Below are 16599 nucleotides of genomic sequence, written 5' to 3'. Positions count from 1 at the left end.
CGAAGGAAACATCTATGCAAAATTATCTGGTCAGGACGCCAGTCCGTGGTCTGCGTCGCCGGTTGGGCGACCCGCGCCTTCCGATCGAAGATGGCGCGGTCATTTGCCTGCATCCAATCGAAGTCGAGGGTCTGCTTGCGAATGGAGCGCTGGAGGAAACCGATCAAGACGTAACGGTGGAGGTTATTTCTCAGTTCGCGGCCGCTGATGCGTGGGTGAACGATCAGCAAACGGCTTTCGACTATCAGCCGTCCAGGGATCAGGTGATTGCGGCCATCGCTGAACTAGGCGGTGTCGCGGTTTTCAAAGGCGAAGAACTGACGGGCGCGCAACTCGTCCTGATCATTGATGGTTTGAACAGCTCCCTGCTCATCGGCGAAGTGGTACGCCGTATTGGAGCAGGCGATATCGTGGTGGAGGATTTCGTTGCTTCGCCCGGCATTATGGGTCTGGTTGATATGGTCGCGCCCATTGTGCATCGCAACGGGGCAGCGGTCGTTGACCTCAAGTCCGGTGAGAGTTCACCACCGATTGCTGAAGCGGAGCACGCAGCCAGCGGCGACCGGGTCGCGTCCGAAACTGCACCGCCGCCGCCACCAGTCGTCGCGCCCATCAAACCCGCGCCTGCGAAAGCCGCTGGCAAGTCCAAGGCGCCCGCCAAGTGACGGCGGCGGCGATACTATGGATTGCGGTCGGGCTGACCGCATTAGGCCTGCTCGTCATGCTGGGGGCTGGTCGCTGCATGACCGACACCGCGCAGCACTGGCCCGCGCGCTTCTTCGACGCTGGTGCGGCCATCTTCGGCCTGGCGCTGGCCTTCTGGCTGATGGTCGCTGTGATCGCCTTCCTCGGTACAGCGAGTATGCATGGCGCTTGAAACCATCCTGAAACAACCGTCGGAGACGATCCAGCGGTCTGTGACCTTCAATGGTGTGGCGACGATTGCCGCACTGCATTCGGTCGGGTCCGAAGCCAGGGGGCTGGTTTCGGGCGCCGCCGCGCTCGACGTGGTTTCCACGTTGTTCGCCGGTGCGCTGACGCTCGCCATCTCCGGGGGGACCGATGGCGAGCGTTACCTGGTCACGGCCATTGCCGACGATGCCGAGGGCGACAGGGCCGAAACCGAGCTGGAAATCGTCGTCATAGATGCGGCCTGGTCCATGCCGGATGGCGGCGCCCCCTATCTGTCGATCGCCGAGTTCGTCGAGCGCTTTACGCTTCAGGAGGTCGTGCGAATGGCTGATCCGGTCGGCCATGGCCGCATCGATCGCGGCTTGCTGGTCGGCGCCCTGATCAATGCCCAGGCCGTGGCCGACGCGCATGTCGCCGGGCGCTATACCGTGCCGCTGGTAGACGTGCCGTTCATCATCAAGAAGATCGTCGGCGATCTGGCGCGCGCCGAACTCCAGCCCAACGGCGATGGCGTCGAGGCGCAATTGAAAGCGTCCATGCGTATGCTGGAGCGCATACAGACGGGCGCCATGCCTATTCCGGTCGCGACGCCCCCGGCCGAGGCCGCCAGCGACACGCCGATCCTGATCGCGCCGGGCCGCCGTGCCTATCCAGACGGGTTGGCGGGCTACTGATGTCCGGCATCGATGTCACGATCGAGCTTAACGACCAGGCGCTGGATCGCGCCCTGGCGAAAGCGATCAAGAATGGCGTTGATATGCGTCAGCCCATGGCTGAGATCGCGGACGAATGGATGGTCGCCGTGCGCGACCGCTTCGCCCAGGAGCGCGATCCGTTGGGCATTCCCTGGATGAAGCGGCGCGATAACAGCGATCCAGGCCGTCCGCTCCTGCAACAGGACCGCTTTCTCTTCAACGCCGTTGAGCCACGACATGGCAGCGACTTTGCGCAGGTCGGCGTTCTGCGCACGGCTGGTCCTGCTCGATATGCCCGCATCCATAATGAAGGCGGAACGATCAAGCCGAAGAACGGAAAAGCGTTGTCGTTCGGTGGCCGCATCGTTGCCCAGGTCACGATGCCAAAGCGCCAGTTCCTCGGCTTCGGCGAAGTCGAACGTCAATCCACCGTAGAAATCCTGTCCGACTTCATGCGCGGGCTTTTCAATGAAGGTGCCGCATGATCGCATTTGCCCCTACCGTCGCCCGGCTCAAGGCTGCGGGATTTTTGTCCGTGGACGGGCTGCTGGAAATGGTCGGGTTGTCCGATGCGCCGCGCGCGGACCCGGCGCTGTTCGTTGTGCCCGAGCGCAGCAGTGCGCAGCCGAACAAGATGAGTGGCGTCATCGACCAGAAGGTGTCGGAAACATTCTCGGTCGTGGTGATCGTGAAGGGTGCGCGCAGGGGCGAAACGGTGTCCGATCTGCTGAAGGTCCACTGCGACGCCGTCGTGGATGCGCTTGTGGGGTGGACCCATCCAGAAGCCAGCCGTGCATGCGAATATGCGGGCGAACGCTTGGTTTCCATGGATGGACCCCAAGTGGCGTGGGCTGTTTCCTTTAATGCTTCTCGGCATATCAGGAAGGAAAGTCAATGAGCCGGTCCAAGGCCAAAACCACCCAGGAAAAGCCGACCGCGCCCCGTTCGGTCGATGGCGCCGGTCGTCAGGTTGATCAGTGGGACTTGCCCTATAGTGGCCCCGCCCGCGTTCGCGCCCTGGAAGAGCTGGGCAAGCCTGATCCCAACATCGAGCCGGAAGCATGGGCGCCGCCCATCACCGACACGTCTTTGACGGAGCAGAATAATGGTTGATTGGGTGGCGGTTGTCCTCGCCAAGAAGGAACTGACCTATGGCGTGGACAGTGTCCCGACCGTGGGCGCAAATGGTATCTTGACGCGCAACTATTCGGCCAAGCCGGTCGATCTGGACCGGATCGAGCGCAATCTGGATCAGCGCGTGTTCGGCGCGCTGGCCAGCGTTCCCAGCAACGAACGGCGCACGACCAGCTACGAAGTCGAGATTGCGGGTTCGGGCGAGGCGGGAACTGCGCCAGGCTGGATGGAGCTGCTGGAGGCCTGTGGCCTGGCTGCACCCGTCCTGACGGCCGATACCGACGCCGTCCAGCAGTTCGCCTTGCCTGGTGTGGATGCCACGTCGATCAGCCAGTATGACTATATGAGTGATCAGCGCCGCAAGGCAGTCGGCATGGTGGGGTCGTTCACCATGGATTTCACGGCGGGCGCTTATCCGTTCATCGGGTTCAACTGGCTCGGCATGATCCCGGCCGCGACGCCGTTCGACAAGAGCGCGCCGGGCGCAGTCGATCTTACCCGCTGGTTGCAGCCGGTAGAGGTCAACACCGACAACAGCGATTTTCTTCTCGATGGCTATGCGCCAGCGCTGCGATCGTGGCGCGCGGATGCCGGTGTCACCACCGCCATGCGCAACCTGGTTGGCAAGCGTTATGTCCGGCGCGGCAATCACAGCTTCACGTCCACCGCCGTGATCGAGGCGCCCGACATCGCGACGAAGAATTACATCCAGTCGTTGCGGGCGGGAAGCCTTGTGAACTGGGCGCTGGATCATGGCACGGTTGCAGGCAACATCCTCGGGCTGGCATCTGAAAAGGTGCAGATCACCGATATTACCGAAAGCAACGAGGATGACACCCTCATGTGGACGCTGGCCATGACCCACACGGTCGAGGGCGGTACCGCCGATCTGGTGATCACAGCAAGATAGAACAACCCAGCAGAGAGGGCGGCGATCACTGGGGTTCGGCCCGGTATCGCGATAGCCCAGGGGCAGGCGCGGCCGAGACAACCGGCCTCCCATCATCTTCCAAGGATCAGACCAATGTTCAAGATCATCGCCGAGCCGCTTGTTTGGTGGCCCGTCCTTTTCGCCGGTGTCCAGGAAGACGGCGCCGTCGTGGAAAACAAGATCGAATTGCGCTTCGTCATTCTGGGCGAGGATGAGATCGACGCCTTCGGCAAGGAAACGGCGGAATTTCTGTCCGGTGCCGCAACAGAGTCGTCCGTCGAAGGCGAGGCAGGGCAGCCGGTCGTGTCCCCCAGCGCGCTTTCTGTCCAGCTCATCCAACGCATCGCCCGCGACTGGCGGGGCGTTGCGGCCGAAAATGAAGAGCCGTTGCCGTTCAACGCCGCCAACCTCCAGTCCTTGCTGAATGTGCCCAATGTGCTGCCCGCCGTCCTGCGCGCCTATGGCTCCTGCCGCGCAGCCCGCCCCGAGATCCGTTCGGGAAACTGAAAGCCGCCGCGCGCGCTTGGGCCAGCGGGCGCGGCGGCGCCACAAGAAAGTCCGATGACGCGATGACCCAGGCAGCGATCATGCCCCAGTGGATGAAGGACCGCCTTGCTGGCACCGTCGAACGGCCCGGCCAGATCGAACTGTCGCCAGACGAAGCGACCCCGTTCAGCCTGTTCGTCAGCCTCGGCACCCAATGGACACGTCATGCCATGACCGGCATGCGCCTGGGCATCGATTATGCGTCGATCCGTCCGACCGCCGATATGATGGACATCACCATGACGCCCGCGCTTCTGCGCGATATCCGCTCCATGGAAGCATCCGCGCTGGATGAGTTCGCCAGGGCGGCGCGGCGATGACCGATATCGTCGTTGGCGTCCGGCTTAATGCCGATGGGACCGGCTTGGTGGGACAGCTCAAGCTGTCGCGCGCTGAACTTGAGCAATTGCGCGGATCGGAGAAAGCGGCGGCCGATGCCGCACGCGATCTGTCCCAGGCCACGGCATCAGCCGGTGCCGCTGCTGGCAAGAGCGCTGGCGAGACGCGGAAAGACACCGAAGCGAAGGAAGCCGCTGCCAGGGCCAAACGCGATGCTGCAAAGGCTGCGCGCGAGGAAGAAGGTGCGCTTGCCGATTTCCGCAAGATGCTCGATCCCGCCGCGATCGAGCAGGCCAAGCTAAACCGGCAACTTGAACTTAACGACATTCTGCACCGGAAAGGCCTGCTGTCTGCCAATCAGCATGCCGATGTGCAGCGCCGCCTGACTGGCGTCACGCAGCAGTTGACCACGAATGTCGGTCTTCAGCGCGCCGGGTATCTGCAACTGGGCTACCAGATGCAGGATGTGTTCGCCAGCTATGCGAGCGGTACGCGTCTTTCGGTAATCGCCGCGCAGCAGATCGGCCAGTTCGGCTCGGCATTGACCCTGCTTGGCCAGGCGTCGGAAGGTGGAAAGGGAAAGCTGGCCAGCTTTGCGAGCTTCATCGGTGGGCCTTGGGGCATTGCGCTGACGGTCGGCGCATCGGTGGCAACGGCTCTCGCTTCGACTTTGCTGAAAACGGATGAAGCCAGCGCCAGTGCGCAGGCATCTACGATTGACTTCAGCAACAGCTTGGTCGCGGCGAGCGGGCTGGTAAAGAACTATACCGAAACTATTCAGGCGTTGGACGAAGCTACGCGGGGATTGATCAACACCCAGGCGTTAATGATCGACAATTCGCGGCTCTTTGCACAGAAAAGTGTCAGTCAGTTGACTGCACAACTGACCAAAATAGATGAAGACATCGCACAGCGGACAGCCAGTCCTTCTGCTCTCGCCGATGTCTTCGATGTCTTTGGCAATCGTGCAATGGCGCGCGGTGAACTTATAAATCTGAACAGGAGCAAGGCTGAGCTAGAGGCGCAACTCAATGCTGCTCGCGGGGCTTTGGCATCTGCGCAAACGGCTTATGAAGCCCGGAATGCCAATGAGAGTGCCGATCCGAAGGCGCGTGGGTTGGCGGAAATCGAGCGCCAGCGCGCACGTTTGACTGAGCGGCGGCGTTCTACGCTTGAGCAGGGTCCGGTTCCCTTGGCCGAGGGCGGGCTTGAAACAATCTCCGAAGGCGAGTTCCAGCGCCAACTGGCGACACTGAAAACCCGCGAAAACGCGCTTCGCGATGCGCGGAAGCCGAAGAAGGACAACAGTGCTGCAAAGGCGGCGCGTGAGGCTGTACGCCTCGAAAAGTTCGGTGAGCGGGCAGAAGATGCAATTGCGCGCCTCAATGATCAATTCAACGTCGCGCCGCGCGATATTGATCGCGCCCGCCAGTCCACTGTCCAGCTTGATGCCATCATCGCCGATCTGGAAAAGCGTAAACCCCCAAATTACCAGAAGCTGATCGAGCAGGCCAAGGCCGTAAAACCGTTGATCGAAGATAGCCTGGCGCGGCCTATCCGTGAGATGCTGGGCGATCAGCAGCGCGAAATTGAATTGGGAAAGCTGCGTCTTTCGGGTCGTGAGGCCGATGCCCATGCGCTTCAGGTCACCTATGGCCTGATGGACAAGCTGGGCGTCGAGAGCGAAGCGCAGCTTGCAACCGAGCTGATGAAGCGGGGCATCCGCTCCGACGAAGTGCGCCAGCTCTATGACAATCTCGGTGTCATGCGTCAGCAGACGCTGGAGATGCGGTCGCAACAGGCGCTTCAGCAGGCCTATCTGACGTCCGTTACGGACATGCGCGAAAATGTCCGCCAGACGCTGGAAGGCCTTCGGAGCGACGGCCCGAAGGCCTTTGGCGATTTCTTCAAGCGCAGCCTGGATGTTGCAGACCGTCTGTTCGCCGATGTCGTGACCGAGAAATTCTTCGGGTCGTTCTTTCGCGATCTGGAGGATCAGGTTACCGGCGCTGACCAGGTCAGCAAGGCCGGTGAGAAGATGGCGGTCGCGGTGGAGAAGGCGGCGATCGACATCGTTGATTTGGGTAAGGCCGCGAAGACCGCTGCCGACATCATGTCCGGCAAGACTGCTACCAGTGCCGCTGGCGATGTGCCTGCGGGTTGGATTGTTGGCGACGATGGCAAGGCGTTTGATCCGAATATCGAAATCGTATCGACCGGCACCGCAAAGCCGGACACGCTCGCCACATTCAAAAGTGCCTTCAAGGACGGCTATGAAGATGTTTTCAACGACCTTAAATCGAGCCTGAAAAGCACTTTCAACGATGTTTTCGGTGACAATGGCGTTTTCAGCGCGTCGGTGTCCAAGTCGATGGGCCGCGCCCTGGGCGGCGCGCAGATCGGCGCGACGGTCGGCAAGGGTGTCAGTGACGCCCTGGGCATGAAGGGCAGCAGCACGGGCGGCGCATTGGGTGGCGCGGCCGGGTCGCTGCTGGAAGGCACACTGAATAAGGTGATGTCCGGCCTCGGGCCATTTGGCTCTATCATTGGCGGTATTGCCGGGTCGCTGATCGGCGGCATGTTCAAATCGACGCCCAGGGCAAGCGCCAACCTGACGGGCGGCAGCGAAGCCGATATGTCTGTCACCGGCAACAAGTCCGCGCTGAAGGACGCTTCTGTGGGGCTGGGCAGTTCGGTCCAGGACACGTTGAAGCAACTGGCCGAAGAGTTCGGCGGTGAAGTCGGCAAGTTCGCGGTATCGATCGGCATTTCCGGCGACAGCTTCCATGTCGATCCTACCGGCCGCGGACGGCTGAAAAAGAGCCAGGGCGGCAAGGATTTCAACGACGATGAAGCTGGCGCCATCGCATATGCGGTGATGGACGCGATTTCGGATGGCGGCATCACCGGCATCAGTGCTGCGGTCCAGAAGGCGCTGCGGTCCAGCAAGGATTTGGACGATGCCATCGCCGAGGCGCTGAAGGTTCGCGAAGTCGAGGAACTGCTGGGCGGCCTTGGTTCCGAGATGCAGCGCGCGTTCCGGGATTTCGAGGCGCAGGCGAAAGACCGGCTGCGGATCGCCTCGGACTATGGTTTCGATGTGGTCGAGATCGAAAAGCGCAATGCCGAGGATCGCGCCAAGCTGGTGGACGAATTGCTGTCCAGCCGGATCGGCTCGCTTCAGGGTTTGCTGGACGATCTTAAATTCGGCAATCTGTTCGAAGGGTCTGCCGCCGACCAGCGCCAGGCGCTGTTGGCGCAGATCGCCACCGCGCGCGCCGATGCCGAGGCTGGCAAGGATGGCGCGGCCGACACGCTGAGCAATCTCAGCCGCCAGCTAGTCGAGTTGTCGCGCGATGCGTTCGGTACGGCCGGTGGTGAATATGCGGCGGATCGGTCCACCGCGATCAGCTCGGCCGAGGCGGTCATCAAGGCTGAGAACGACCGTATCAAGGCCGCTCAGGATGCGGTCGCGGCAACGAACACCAAGCTGGACACCGCCAATACGCTGGCGACCCAGCAGGTCAATTATCTGTCGGACATCTCGTCCAATATCCTGGCGTTAGTGCAGCAGTCGTCGACCTCGGGCCTTCCCCCGCCGCTCGATCCGTCGCTGGTAGCGCGTTAAATGGCGCTGGGGACATATATCCGCGCCTATCCGCGCAATGCGGCAACCGGGGCGATCGTGCCGATCCGCCTTGCTGGCGGGGCGACGGGCAAGCCGTACCATGATGGGGCCGGTCACTACATGGCCGGGATTGTGACGCATCCCAGCTTTGAAGCGAAGATGAGTTTCGACGATAGTGGCTGGACCGGCCGCGTTGTTCCCACGTCATCGGCCCTGTCGTTCAAGCCCGCCGATCCATCCCGGCTCGACATATTGCTGGGCTATTATTGGCGCGATGCAGCCATTGAGGTGGACCGGATCAATGGTCCGCTCGTCACGCGCCGCCTGACGGGTGTCGTGGCGGACGCGACGATCGCCGAAGGCGGCCTGGTCATCACCGCTGCTGACCTTGCCAAGTCGCTCGACAAGCCGCCCGTCTCTGCCCAGTTCGCTGGCACGGGCGGCATCGAGGGCGGCATCTATGCGATCGGACGGCCAAAGCGGCGTAGTCTGGGCCGGGTCTTTAACATTGAAGGACGGCTGCTCGACCAGGCGTACAATATCTATGAGTTCGGTGATCCGGCTCGCCCGCTGCTCGCCTTCGACGTGCTGCGGGACAAGGGTCGGGCCGGTGCCACGGTATTGCTGGAATGGCAGGGCAGCATAGCGGACACCTTCGCCGCCCTTCGGGCAGCGGTTGCGCCCCAGGGCGGCGGTGTGGTTGCTCCCTCCATCGCTTGCGCCAAATGGTGGACACAGCCCGCTGGCCCTCTCACCGCTAATCTGCGCGGTGAAACAGGCGGCGGCTATGCCGAGACAGTTGCGGGCGTCGCTGCCCAGCTTTTGGCGAGCGAGGGCGGTCCGGTCATTTCCAACCTCGCGGCATCGATCGCGGCGCGCCCTGGTCCAGCCGGTTTGCATATAAGAGATGTCACCGAAACCGCCGCTTCCGCGCTGGATCGGCTGTTGCAGCGTGTGACGTTGATCTGGCAGCTTGGCCCGGACGGCTTCATCGAAATCCTGCCCTGGACGTTCGACGCGCCGGTGGAAGCGCTTCGGGCAGAATTCATCAGCCGGGAGCGGACCATCCGTCCGATCAGTTCGCGTCGCGTCGGCTACCAGCGCAATGAACGATTGCATGGCGATGGCGAGATATCGATCGCGCTTTCTGCCGGTGACATTCTTTATAATGACGGCACGCCGGTTGAGGATCGTCAGCCAGCGGAAGCCGGTGCCGATGTTACCGGCAATCACACCGCCCTTGATGTGGCGCATGTCGCCGGGGTCGCCGCTGCCGAAGTGATCGAGCAGGCCGACATCAATACAGAAAGCGCTCTGGCGAATGGTCTGCGTCAGGATGAGCTGACCGAAGTCATGAATGCGCGGACGCTGGTGGAAGGCCAGCCGGTCAGCACCAAGTTCCTAGAGTTTCGCAATGCGCAGACGACCGAGAACAGCGCGAGCGCGAGCAACTTTGCCCTGCTGGGCGCGGCGACGCCGGACGGCACGGCATGGAACCTGAACCTCGACGCGGTGAAGGTCAGCCCAACCCAATCGTTCGCACAGAAGCTGACGGAAATTGGGCTAACGACGGATCAGGTGACGGCCACCGCCGCTTTCTTGCTGGAAGTGCTGACCGGGCCGGATGGCACCGAAGCGCGAGCGGTCATCAGAGTGGATGCCTATGGCAACATGGCGTCGATCGTTACATCGGCCGGTGAGGAAATTAGCCGGATCGGGCTGATTGCAGATCAGACTGTGATAACCAAGCCGGACGGCACTGTGCTTGCAGCCTTCGGTATCGATGGTGACCTCGTCTATATCGAAAACCTTAAGGTCGGTCACATCGACTTTGGCGCGATGGACCCAGAGTTCAACGCGAAAAAGGTCGTCACTGCGGATCAGATTTCGCAGGAGTTCCCCGGCGGCCTGATCATGAAAACCGGGTCTTACAAGGCGCTGATCGGCGACGAGACATCCATGTCGATCGTCTTCGACGCGCCGTTTCCTGTTGAATGTCGCAGCTTCATCCCGGTGCCGCGCATCAACGCGCCGAGCAACTTCCGCGACCTTTGGATACAGATAGTCGGAGACCCAACGCGGTTCGGTGCGACGATCCAGACCCAGAGTTCAACATCCAACAATAACAATATCGACGGCTTCCACTGGACCGCGTGGGGATTTTGACATGCCGATTGAGTCTGACATCCTTGATCGCGTGACAGCCCTGCTCGGTCGCCGCGAACTGTCGCTGATCGAGTTCACGAACTGGTTGGGCGGCGCGCCTGACGGCGGGCCGGATGGGGATGGCTATTATCCGCTGTCGGATAGCACGGGCTTTACGCGGCTGTTCCCGTCGCCCGGCGCGCTCGCGGAGACGGTTCTGCGCAAGGCCTTCATGACCACGGCGGAACTGACCACGGTCAATATTCCGCCAACCGCCGCATATCTCCAGACGGACGGCTATGCCGCGACCGGCGATGGTGGCGGTGCCACTTTCCGCAACGTGGCCACCGATCCGGCAACGCCCGGTGCGTTTCAGTCGGTTGACGGCCGGTGGTGGGCGTATCTACCAGCGGGCGCGATCCGGCCGGAACAGTTCGGCAATGTGGAAACCGGCTTCACGGGCGCGCTGCTGGCGGCGCTGACCATCGCTGATCTGTTCGGCCTGGTCGTCGATCTGGTGCCGGGCAAGATCTACACGCTGAACGCCTCGCTCATGCCGGTCGATCTGGCGATCCGTCTGCGCGGCAATGGCGCGACCATCCTGCGCGCCGACAGCATGAACGGCGCGATCGGCTTCGACATCCGTTATCGTTTCACCGATCATAAGCCCGTCACCTCACTGGCGACCGTCAACGAGGCGATCAACAGCGAGACCACGATCCTGACGCCCGTCGCGCGGATCGGCGTGCCCGACGTGTCTGGCTATGCCGTGGGCGACGTGGTCAAGATATTCAGTTCCACCCTCATCAGCCATGGCACCCGCGAGGCGGACGGCTCGACCAACCGCGAATGCTATGCCGAGATCATCAAGATCGCGAAGATCGACCCGGTCGGCAACTATCTGTTCGGCTATGCGCCGCTGCGAATCGCGCCGGTCGCCAATATCCGCATGGTCAAGCTGACCCGCAAGCCTTGCGTCATCAGCGACCTGACGATCGCCGACCCGGTCATCACGCCGATCCCGGCGCGGACGCTGCCGTCCAGGCTGGTCCGCATCACCGGTGCCGTCGCGCCTGAGCTGCGGAACGTTACCGTGCCCTATGTGATCGGCGCGGCGATCCAGCGGGACAGTTGCTGGCAGGCGCGGTCGATCGGCCTGCGGGTGGAGAAGGCCTGGACCGATTTCGACCAGCTTCAATATGGCTATGCCCTCATCGACTATGCCTGCACCGACAGCCGCGATTGGCAATTGGAGACGGGCGACGTCCGGCACGGCTATTCGACCGGCGCGCTGGATAGCTGGGGTGCGACCGATCCTGCGGTGACGCCCCCTGATGTCAGCGATCTGGACCTTCAGAATTACCTCAACCGCTTTGGCGGCTGCGTCGGGTGCGTGGTGATCGGGGGCGTGTTCAACGGCCCGCAAAACTCGGGCTATGACACCCATCCAGACGCCATCGGCTGCGGCGCGATCGCCTCTGTCGTGACCCAGAACTATCAGGGACCGACCGCCGCCTGGTTCGGCTATAAGCTGCGCGGCAAGGATTGCTTCCTGCTCGGTTGCCAGTCCACCGGCGAGGGCGCGATCGAGATGACGATCGACGGGGATGGCGGCGGCGGCTTCAAGGTGAAGGGCCATGTCCACAACCGGCCCAAGGGCTATGATCGCCAGCGCGTCATCGTTCGGGCGACGGGTCGCTTCAACACGGACCTGCCCAAGATCACGATGGACATGGATATCTATGCCGATACGAACAGCGACTATCTGTTTGAGATCGATCATGTGGCGCTGCGTTTCAGTCAGATCGACGTGGATGTGGGCTTCAACAGTGTCGAGTTTTCGCGCGCCGGGCTGTTCAAGCTGAAGAACAGCGCGACCGTCAATGGCGACAAGCTGGTGGCGGATATTGCGCGATCGAGCCGCGCGACGGTGCCCAGTTCATCGTCGCAGGCATCGCCGCACCTGATCCTGATGGACGATCCGGCAGGCACGATGCCGGGCATGTCCTTTCATTGCGACCATGTGAAGCTGATCACGGACGGCGCATCCAGCGCGCTGACATGGGACATCGCCTCGGGCGGCAACAGCGACCCCGGCCCGGCCGTCGGATCGATCAACATCGATCGGATCGACAGCGACTGGCAGGCCAGCCATGCCGCGCTCGGCGGCTTCTATCACTGCCCAAACCTTGCCCTTGCCCGCGCGCCGCTCAGGCTGGCGCATGGGATCGGCAACCAGCCATGGCGGCGGACGCTCACCTATAATGCAGGCGGGTCGATCGCCGAAACGCCCTGGGGCGCGAACCGATGGGAGCAGCGGCTTGAGTTCCAGGCGCGGGTGAACATCGCGATTGGCAAGACCGTCACCATCACGACGCTGCCGACATTCGAGCGGCAGGAACTGCTGGTCGTGACGACGCCCAATAGCATCGGGGTCATGAACCTCAATGCCAGCGCCGCGATGGTGCTGGCGGCTCCGATCGTCTTCCAGCCAGCCGACGCCGTGATGTTCATCGCCCTGGAGAGTGGCAGCGGGCTGCTCTGGTATCCGATGCGGGGCTACTGATATGAGGAAGGTGTCCGTCCATGGCTAATGTGCCATCTGATTTCGCTGCATGGCTACAGTCCGAGTGTCTGTTCGCCGCGACAAGTTCGGCTGACCTTCAGGTGATCTGGGGCGCTCTCGCGGCGACGGCCGAGGTCATCTCACCGTTGGCGCTGCATGAGGATGCCCAGGACGAGGCGGAGCGGCAAATGTCTCTCTTCGGCGTCCCGCTGGCGGTCGAGGTGCTTCAGGTGCCCGGCCAGCGGGTTGACCTGGTCGCGCGGCCTGTGACGCTCACCGCCAGCCGCGCAGGCTATGCCGGTGGCCTGAATGTCTTTGTGATCGGCGCCAGGGAACTGGACCAGATCGACCGTACCAATCTCACTGTCGTGCGGCGGCTGCCATGAGCGGCGTTCTCATCATCGCCCCGCTTGCGCTGGCCGCAACGCCCACCGTCGCAGGCACCGGCGCGGCTAATCTGCTGACCGCTGATCCAAACGAGGCATGGATCGCGCCGTCGCTGGCGCCGGTCACGATCGACATCGACATGGGCGCTGTCGTTGCCGTCGACAGCTTCTGCCTTGCCTACACCAACGCCGATGTCGCGGCGTCCTGGTGGATCGAACAGGGCACGGGCCTCGGCGCTGGCTTGTCCACCATCGTCCCTGCCGCGCCGATGCGGGCAGCCGATAGCGAAGGCCCGCGTCATCATTGCTTCGCGTCCCTCGATGCGCCGGTCGAGGCCCGCTATTTCCGCATCACGGTCAGCCAGTCCGGTGCCGCGCCGCTCTATGTCGGGGCGCTGGTCATAGGCCTCCAGTTCGAGAAGCATCGTGAGCGTGGTGGCGGGCGCACGCCGGTGGACACCGGGTCGCGGCAGGATTTGGCCAGCGGTGGGTTTGGCACGGACGATGGTGTCGTAAAAGCGCAGTTCGCTTTCTCGTTCATCGACCTTACGGATGAAGAGACGCGCCGCCTCTGGTCGATCAAACGGGGCAGGGGTTTGCGCAAGCCGATCGTGGTCATCGAGAATGCCGACCTGGCAGCCGGGTTCAATGAGGCTTTCCACTATGGCGTATTCGAGCGGTTCCAGCCATATGAGGACGTCGAAGCCGACAATGTGCGCTGGGCCTGTTCGGTGGTGGAGTGGGCGTGACTTCCCTCCATGGACGCCAAGGGCTGCCCCATTCTCGGGGCACATTTGGCGGCATGGCAAAACTATCCCTTACGAAGAACGCTACCCTTGCAGTCCTGATGGGGTCGGCCGCTGCCGCAACGGCATATCAGACCGATCTCATCCGCTGGGAGGGTATGAAGAATGTCGGCTATCTCGACATCGCGAAAATCCCGACCAAGTGTGCAGGCGATACCAGCGATGTGGTGGTCGGTAAGATGTATTCCGATGCTGAATGCCAGGCGAGCCTCACGCGCCAGGCTACAGCCCATGTCGGCGAAGTTCTCCAATGCACTCCGCAGTTGAAGGGCCGTCCGCAGTTGATACGCGCGGCGGGCCTCCTGACCTACAACATTGGTGGCCCGAACTATTGCCGTTCGACCGCCGCAGCCCGTTTCAAGGCGGGCAATTTCAAAGGTGGCTGCGAAGCAATCGGGCCGGAATTCGTTGTCACCCGTAACGACGGCACGAAGGTCAAGACGACCGGCTTCATCAACATCACGGTCGGCTATGACAAGAAGACCCGCAAGGCCATCCTGAAGCCTGTTCAGGGCCTCATCAACCGCCGCGCCTATGAGCGGGATGTGTGCCTCAAGGGACTTGTCTGATGGGTTGGCTCTTTACCGCTGCCCACGCTGTCATTGCCGCGCTCGGTTTGCCGGGTGCGGCCTTTGCGTTGCCGGTAGCCACCGCACCGGTGTCCGGTCCCCGCTGCTGGCGTCCGCGTCGGTCCAGGCGCAGCCAAGCCAAGACGGTTCGCCGTCCCAATCGCAATCACATCAGCCGCCGCGTTCGCCGCAGGCATCGTCGCGCGCGGCGCGCGGCTTAGGAGCAAGATCATGTTTGGACGTATCGCGAAGATATTCCTCGCCGCAGCTCTCGCGGAAGTGGGCGGCGGTCTCATCCGCGCCGGTTCCCGATGGATCGACAAGAGGATCGCAATCCAGCCGGACGATACAGCCATCGGAGGCGATGAACTAAGCATTGCGGATCAACTTGCAATGCTTGGAGCCGTCGGATCGGCTAGTGCGTGGGAACTCAATCGGGAAGCTGACGGCGCATCGCCGCGAATATCTGATCGAGATGCTTTCGCACACCATCAGTCTGTGCCGCTGCCTTGATCGCATTGGGGTCCATCACATCCGTCACACCAAAATTGTCGCGGATGTTTTTCGATTGTTCGTCGAATTGCGACTTTGTCATCCCGTGCGCCCGGAATAGCGAGATCGAAAGCTGATCAATTGCAAAACCTTGCGCGATAACGCGATCGGTCAAAAATTTCAGGTCCGCTTTCAAGCTGGCAATGGGGTTGTCAACCATGATGTCCTCCGAGTCGTTATCAGTGACCAGCGCTTTAGCATCATCCGCTTCGGCGGTTAGGTGCGTGTCAGCACACCCATAAAAAAAGGCGCCTGAAGCGCCCCTGCAACTGCCTTGAATGGCTCTTTCTCACCGTAGTTTTTTGCGCGCTACAGCCGACTTTTTGTCGCGGACTTAATGTCGCGAGTTTTTGTCGCGCTACACCGCTCGCGCGCCCGGCATTGTGTGGATCAGGCTTGTCATGCGCCGGTGCCCCTGCGATATGTGTTCACGAAATGTTCCACACGTCTCCGCATCCTTTTTCCCGGCTCGCGACCCCGACGCATGTCGTGGACCAGTCGGGGATCGCGCACGGCGTCCCGACCAAAGCGGGTCGGGGCGATTCCCGTCTCCTTCAAAAAAATCTCGATCATACGCAGCAGGTGCATGGCCCGGCTCCTCCTCCTGTCAGGACTCGCCCCATGCGAATCCAGCCTCGCAATCTATTTCGTAGGCAATTTCCTACTTGTCTAGGAAAATTCCTATCGCTAAGATGCAATCATGGTTGACGGGCTTTCTGGACTGGATGGGCGCGAAGCGTTGGAACGATTGATCGCACGACGGGGCGACAATTATGCCGACCTGTCCCGAATGCTCGGCCGTAATCCTGCCTATATCCAACAGTTTATCAAGCGCGGCACGCCCCGCAAACTGGATGAGGATGATCGTCGGCGACTCGCCCGTTATTTCGGCGTGGAGGAGGCGGTTCTGGGGAGTGGCAGCGAACCAACGCCCGTCCATCGCGGCGCGGCGATGCTCTCTATGCCGTCTATCGTCGCGGTCCCTCGGCTGGCGCTGGGCGCGTCGGCGGGCGCGGGATCGCTGGACGTGGATGAGCGCGCGGCAGGCAGCATGGCGTTCGATTCGCACTGGTTGCGCGATCTGGGTGTGCGGGGGGGGAGCGCCGCAATCATCCGGGTCGATGGCGAATCGATGGCGCCGACGTTGGGCCATGGCGATGACATCATGGTCGATCATCGCGATGGCGCGGAGCGGTTGCGGGACGGCATTTATGTACTGCGGCTGGATGGGGTGCTGATGGTCAAGCGAATCGCTACCGGGCCGCAGCGCGGTCGCTTTTCGGTATTGAGCGACAATGTTCATTATCCCGACTGGCCGGATATCGACCCGGCGCTGGTCGCCATTGTCGGACGAGTGGTGTGGACGGGGCGGCGGTTGGGATGATTTTCG

Annotated in this window: 18 protein-coding genes; 16 read left to right on the top strand and 2 right to left on the bottom strand. The window is 62.0% G+C overall.

Translation table 11 applies throughout. The features are described 5' to 3' along the window. Window positions 1-62: 62 nt before the first annotated feature. The 15 genes from WFR25_RS21075 to WFR25_RS21005 all read left to right on the top strand — a co-directional run bounded on the left by WFR25_RS21075 (window position 63) and on the right by WFR25_RS21005 (window position 14657). Window positions 63-665: a hypothetical protein gene (locus WFR25_RS21075; RefSeq protein ID WP_336973428.1), complete on the top strand. Its 603-nt coding sequence runs from the start codon at window positions 63-65 to the stop codon at window positions 663-665. Then, the gene (locus WFR25_RS21070) at window positions 662-877 is read left to right on the top strand and encodes a hypothetical protein (RefSeq protein ID WP_336973427.1); all 216 of its coding nucleotides are present in this window, start codon (window positions 662-664) and stop codon (window positions 875-877) included. The genes WFR25_RS21075 and WFR25_RS21070 overlap by 4 nt, the downstream gene beginning before the upstream one ends. Next, on the top strand, window positions 867-1586 hold the full coding sequence (locus tag WFR25_RS21065; protein WP_336973424.1) for a phage protein Gp36 family protein: 720 nt from the start codon (window positions 867-869) through the stop codon (window positions 1584-1586). Before WFR25_RS21070 ends, WFR25_RS21065 begins: the two co-directional genes overlap by 11 nt. Beyond that, entirely contained in the window at window positions 1586-2092 is a 507-nt protein-coding gene (locus WFR25_RS21060) for a phage virion morphogenesis family protein (protein WP_336973422.1), read from the top strand. Before WFR25_RS21065 ends, WFR25_RS21060 begins: the two co-directional genes overlap by 1 nt. Further along, window positions 2089-2505: a phage tail terminator protein gene (locus WFR25_RS21055; protein WP_336973421.1), complete on the top strand. Its 417-nt coding sequence runs from the start codon at window positions 2089-2091 to the stop codon at window positions 2503-2505. The genes WFR25_RS21060 and WFR25_RS21055 overlap by 4 nt, the downstream gene beginning before the upstream one ends. Next, window positions 2502-2720 carry a hypothetical protein gene (locus tag WFR25_RS21050; RefSeq protein WP_336973419.1) on the top strand — a complete coding sequence of 73 codons (219 nt, stop codon included), beginning with the start codon at window positions 2502-2504 and terminating at the stop codon, window positions 2718-2720. Before WFR25_RS21055 ends, WFR25_RS21050 begins: the two co-directional genes overlap by 4 nt. Next, window positions 2713-3651, top strand: a complete 939-nt coding sequence (locus tag WFR25_RS21045; RefSeq protein WP_336973417.1) for a phage tail tube protein — start codon at window positions 2713-2715, stop codon at window positions 3649-3651. Before WFR25_RS21050 ends, WFR25_RS21045 begins: the two co-directional genes overlap by 8 nt. A gap of 114 nt (window positions 3652-3765) precedes the next feature. Then, on the top strand, window positions 3766-4179 hold the full coding sequence (locus WFR25_RS21040; RefSeq protein WP_336973415.1) for a histidine kinase: 414 nt from the start codon (window positions 3766-3768) through the stop codon (window positions 4177-4179). A 62-nt stretch (window positions 4180-4241) separates the two neighbouring features. Then, complete coding sequence (locus WFR25_RS21035) at window positions 4242-4538, top strand: DUF1799 domain-containing protein (protein ID WP_336973413.1); 297 nt, start codon at window positions 4242-4244, stop codon at window positions 4536-4538. Continuing rightward, complete coding sequence (locus WFR25_RS21030) at window positions 4535-8185, top strand: coiled-coil domain-containing protein (protein WP_336973411.1); 3651 nt, start codon at window positions 4535-4537, stop codon at window positions 8183-8185. The genes WFR25_RS21035 and WFR25_RS21030 overlap by 4 nt, the downstream gene beginning before the upstream one ends. Further along, window positions 8186-10351 carry a gp53-like domain-containing protein gene (locus WFR25_RS21025; protein ID WP_336973409.1) on the top strand — a complete coding sequence of 722 codons (2166 nt, stop codon included), beginning with the start codon at window positions 8186-8188 and terminating at the stop codon, window positions 10349-10351. 1 nt (window position 10352) lies between these two features. Further along, window positions 10353-12896 (top strand): hypothetical protein, encoded by a 2544-nt coding sequence (locus tag WFR25_RS21020; RefSeq protein WP_336973408.1) that lies wholly within the window; start codon window positions 10353-10355, stop codon window positions 12894-12896. Window positions 12897-12916: 20 nt separating this feature from the next. Further along, window positions 12917-13282 (top strand): hypothetical protein, encoded by a 366-nt coding sequence (locus WFR25_RS21015; protein ID WP_336973407.1) that lies wholly within the window; start codon window positions 12917-12919, stop codon window positions 13280-13282. Continuing rightward, entirely contained in the window at window positions 13279-14031 is a 753-nt protein-coding gene (locus WFR25_RS21010; RefSeq protein WP_336973405.1) for a hypothetical protein, read from the top strand. Before WFR25_RS21015 ends, WFR25_RS21010 begins: the two co-directional genes overlap by 4 nt. Window positions 14032-14084: 53 nt before the next feature. Further along, window positions 14085-14657, top strand: coding sequence for a glycoside hydrolase family protein (locus tag WFR25_RS21005; RefSeq protein WP_336973403.1), 573 nt, complete (start codon window positions 14085-14087; stop codon window positions 14655-14657). Window positions 14658-15087: 430 nt separating this feature from the next. On the opposite strand, the gene WFR25_RS21000 is transcribed toward WFR25_RS21005, so the two are convergent. Together WFR25_RS21000 and WFR25_RS20995 are read right to left on the bottom strand one after the other, a co-directional pair. Next, window positions 15088-15369 carry a hypothetical protein gene (locus WFR25_RS21000; protein WP_336973402.1) on the bottom strand — a complete coding sequence of 94 codons (282 nt, stop codon included), beginning with the start codon at window positions 15367-15369 and terminating at the stop codon, window positions 15088-15090. 239 nt (window positions 15370-15608) lie between these two features. Beyond that, window positions 15609-15797: a hypothetical protein gene (locus WFR25_RS20995; protein ID WP_336973401.1), complete on the bottom strand. Its 189-nt coding sequence runs from the start codon at window positions 15795-15797 to the stop codon at window positions 15609-15611. A gap of 112 nt (window positions 15798-15909) precedes the next feature. Between WFR25_RS20995 and WFR25_RS20990 the strand changes: the two genes are divergently transcribed. Further along, window positions 15910-16593, top strand: coding sequence for a S24 family peptidase (locus WFR25_RS20990; protein ID WP_336973399.1), 684 nt, complete (start codon window positions 15910-15912; stop codon window positions 16591-16593). The last annotated feature ends 6 nt before the right edge of the window (window positions 16594-16599 follow it).

This window comes from Sphingobium aromaticiconvertens (assembly GCF_037154075.1).
Taxonomy (GTDB): domain Bacteria; phylum Pseudomonadota; class Alphaproteobacteria; order Sphingomonadales; family Sphingomonadaceae; genus Sphingobium; species Sphingobium aromaticiconvertens.
Note: the sequence above shows the minus strand (reverse complement) of the source record. Positions and strands in the feature narration are given on the sequence as shown.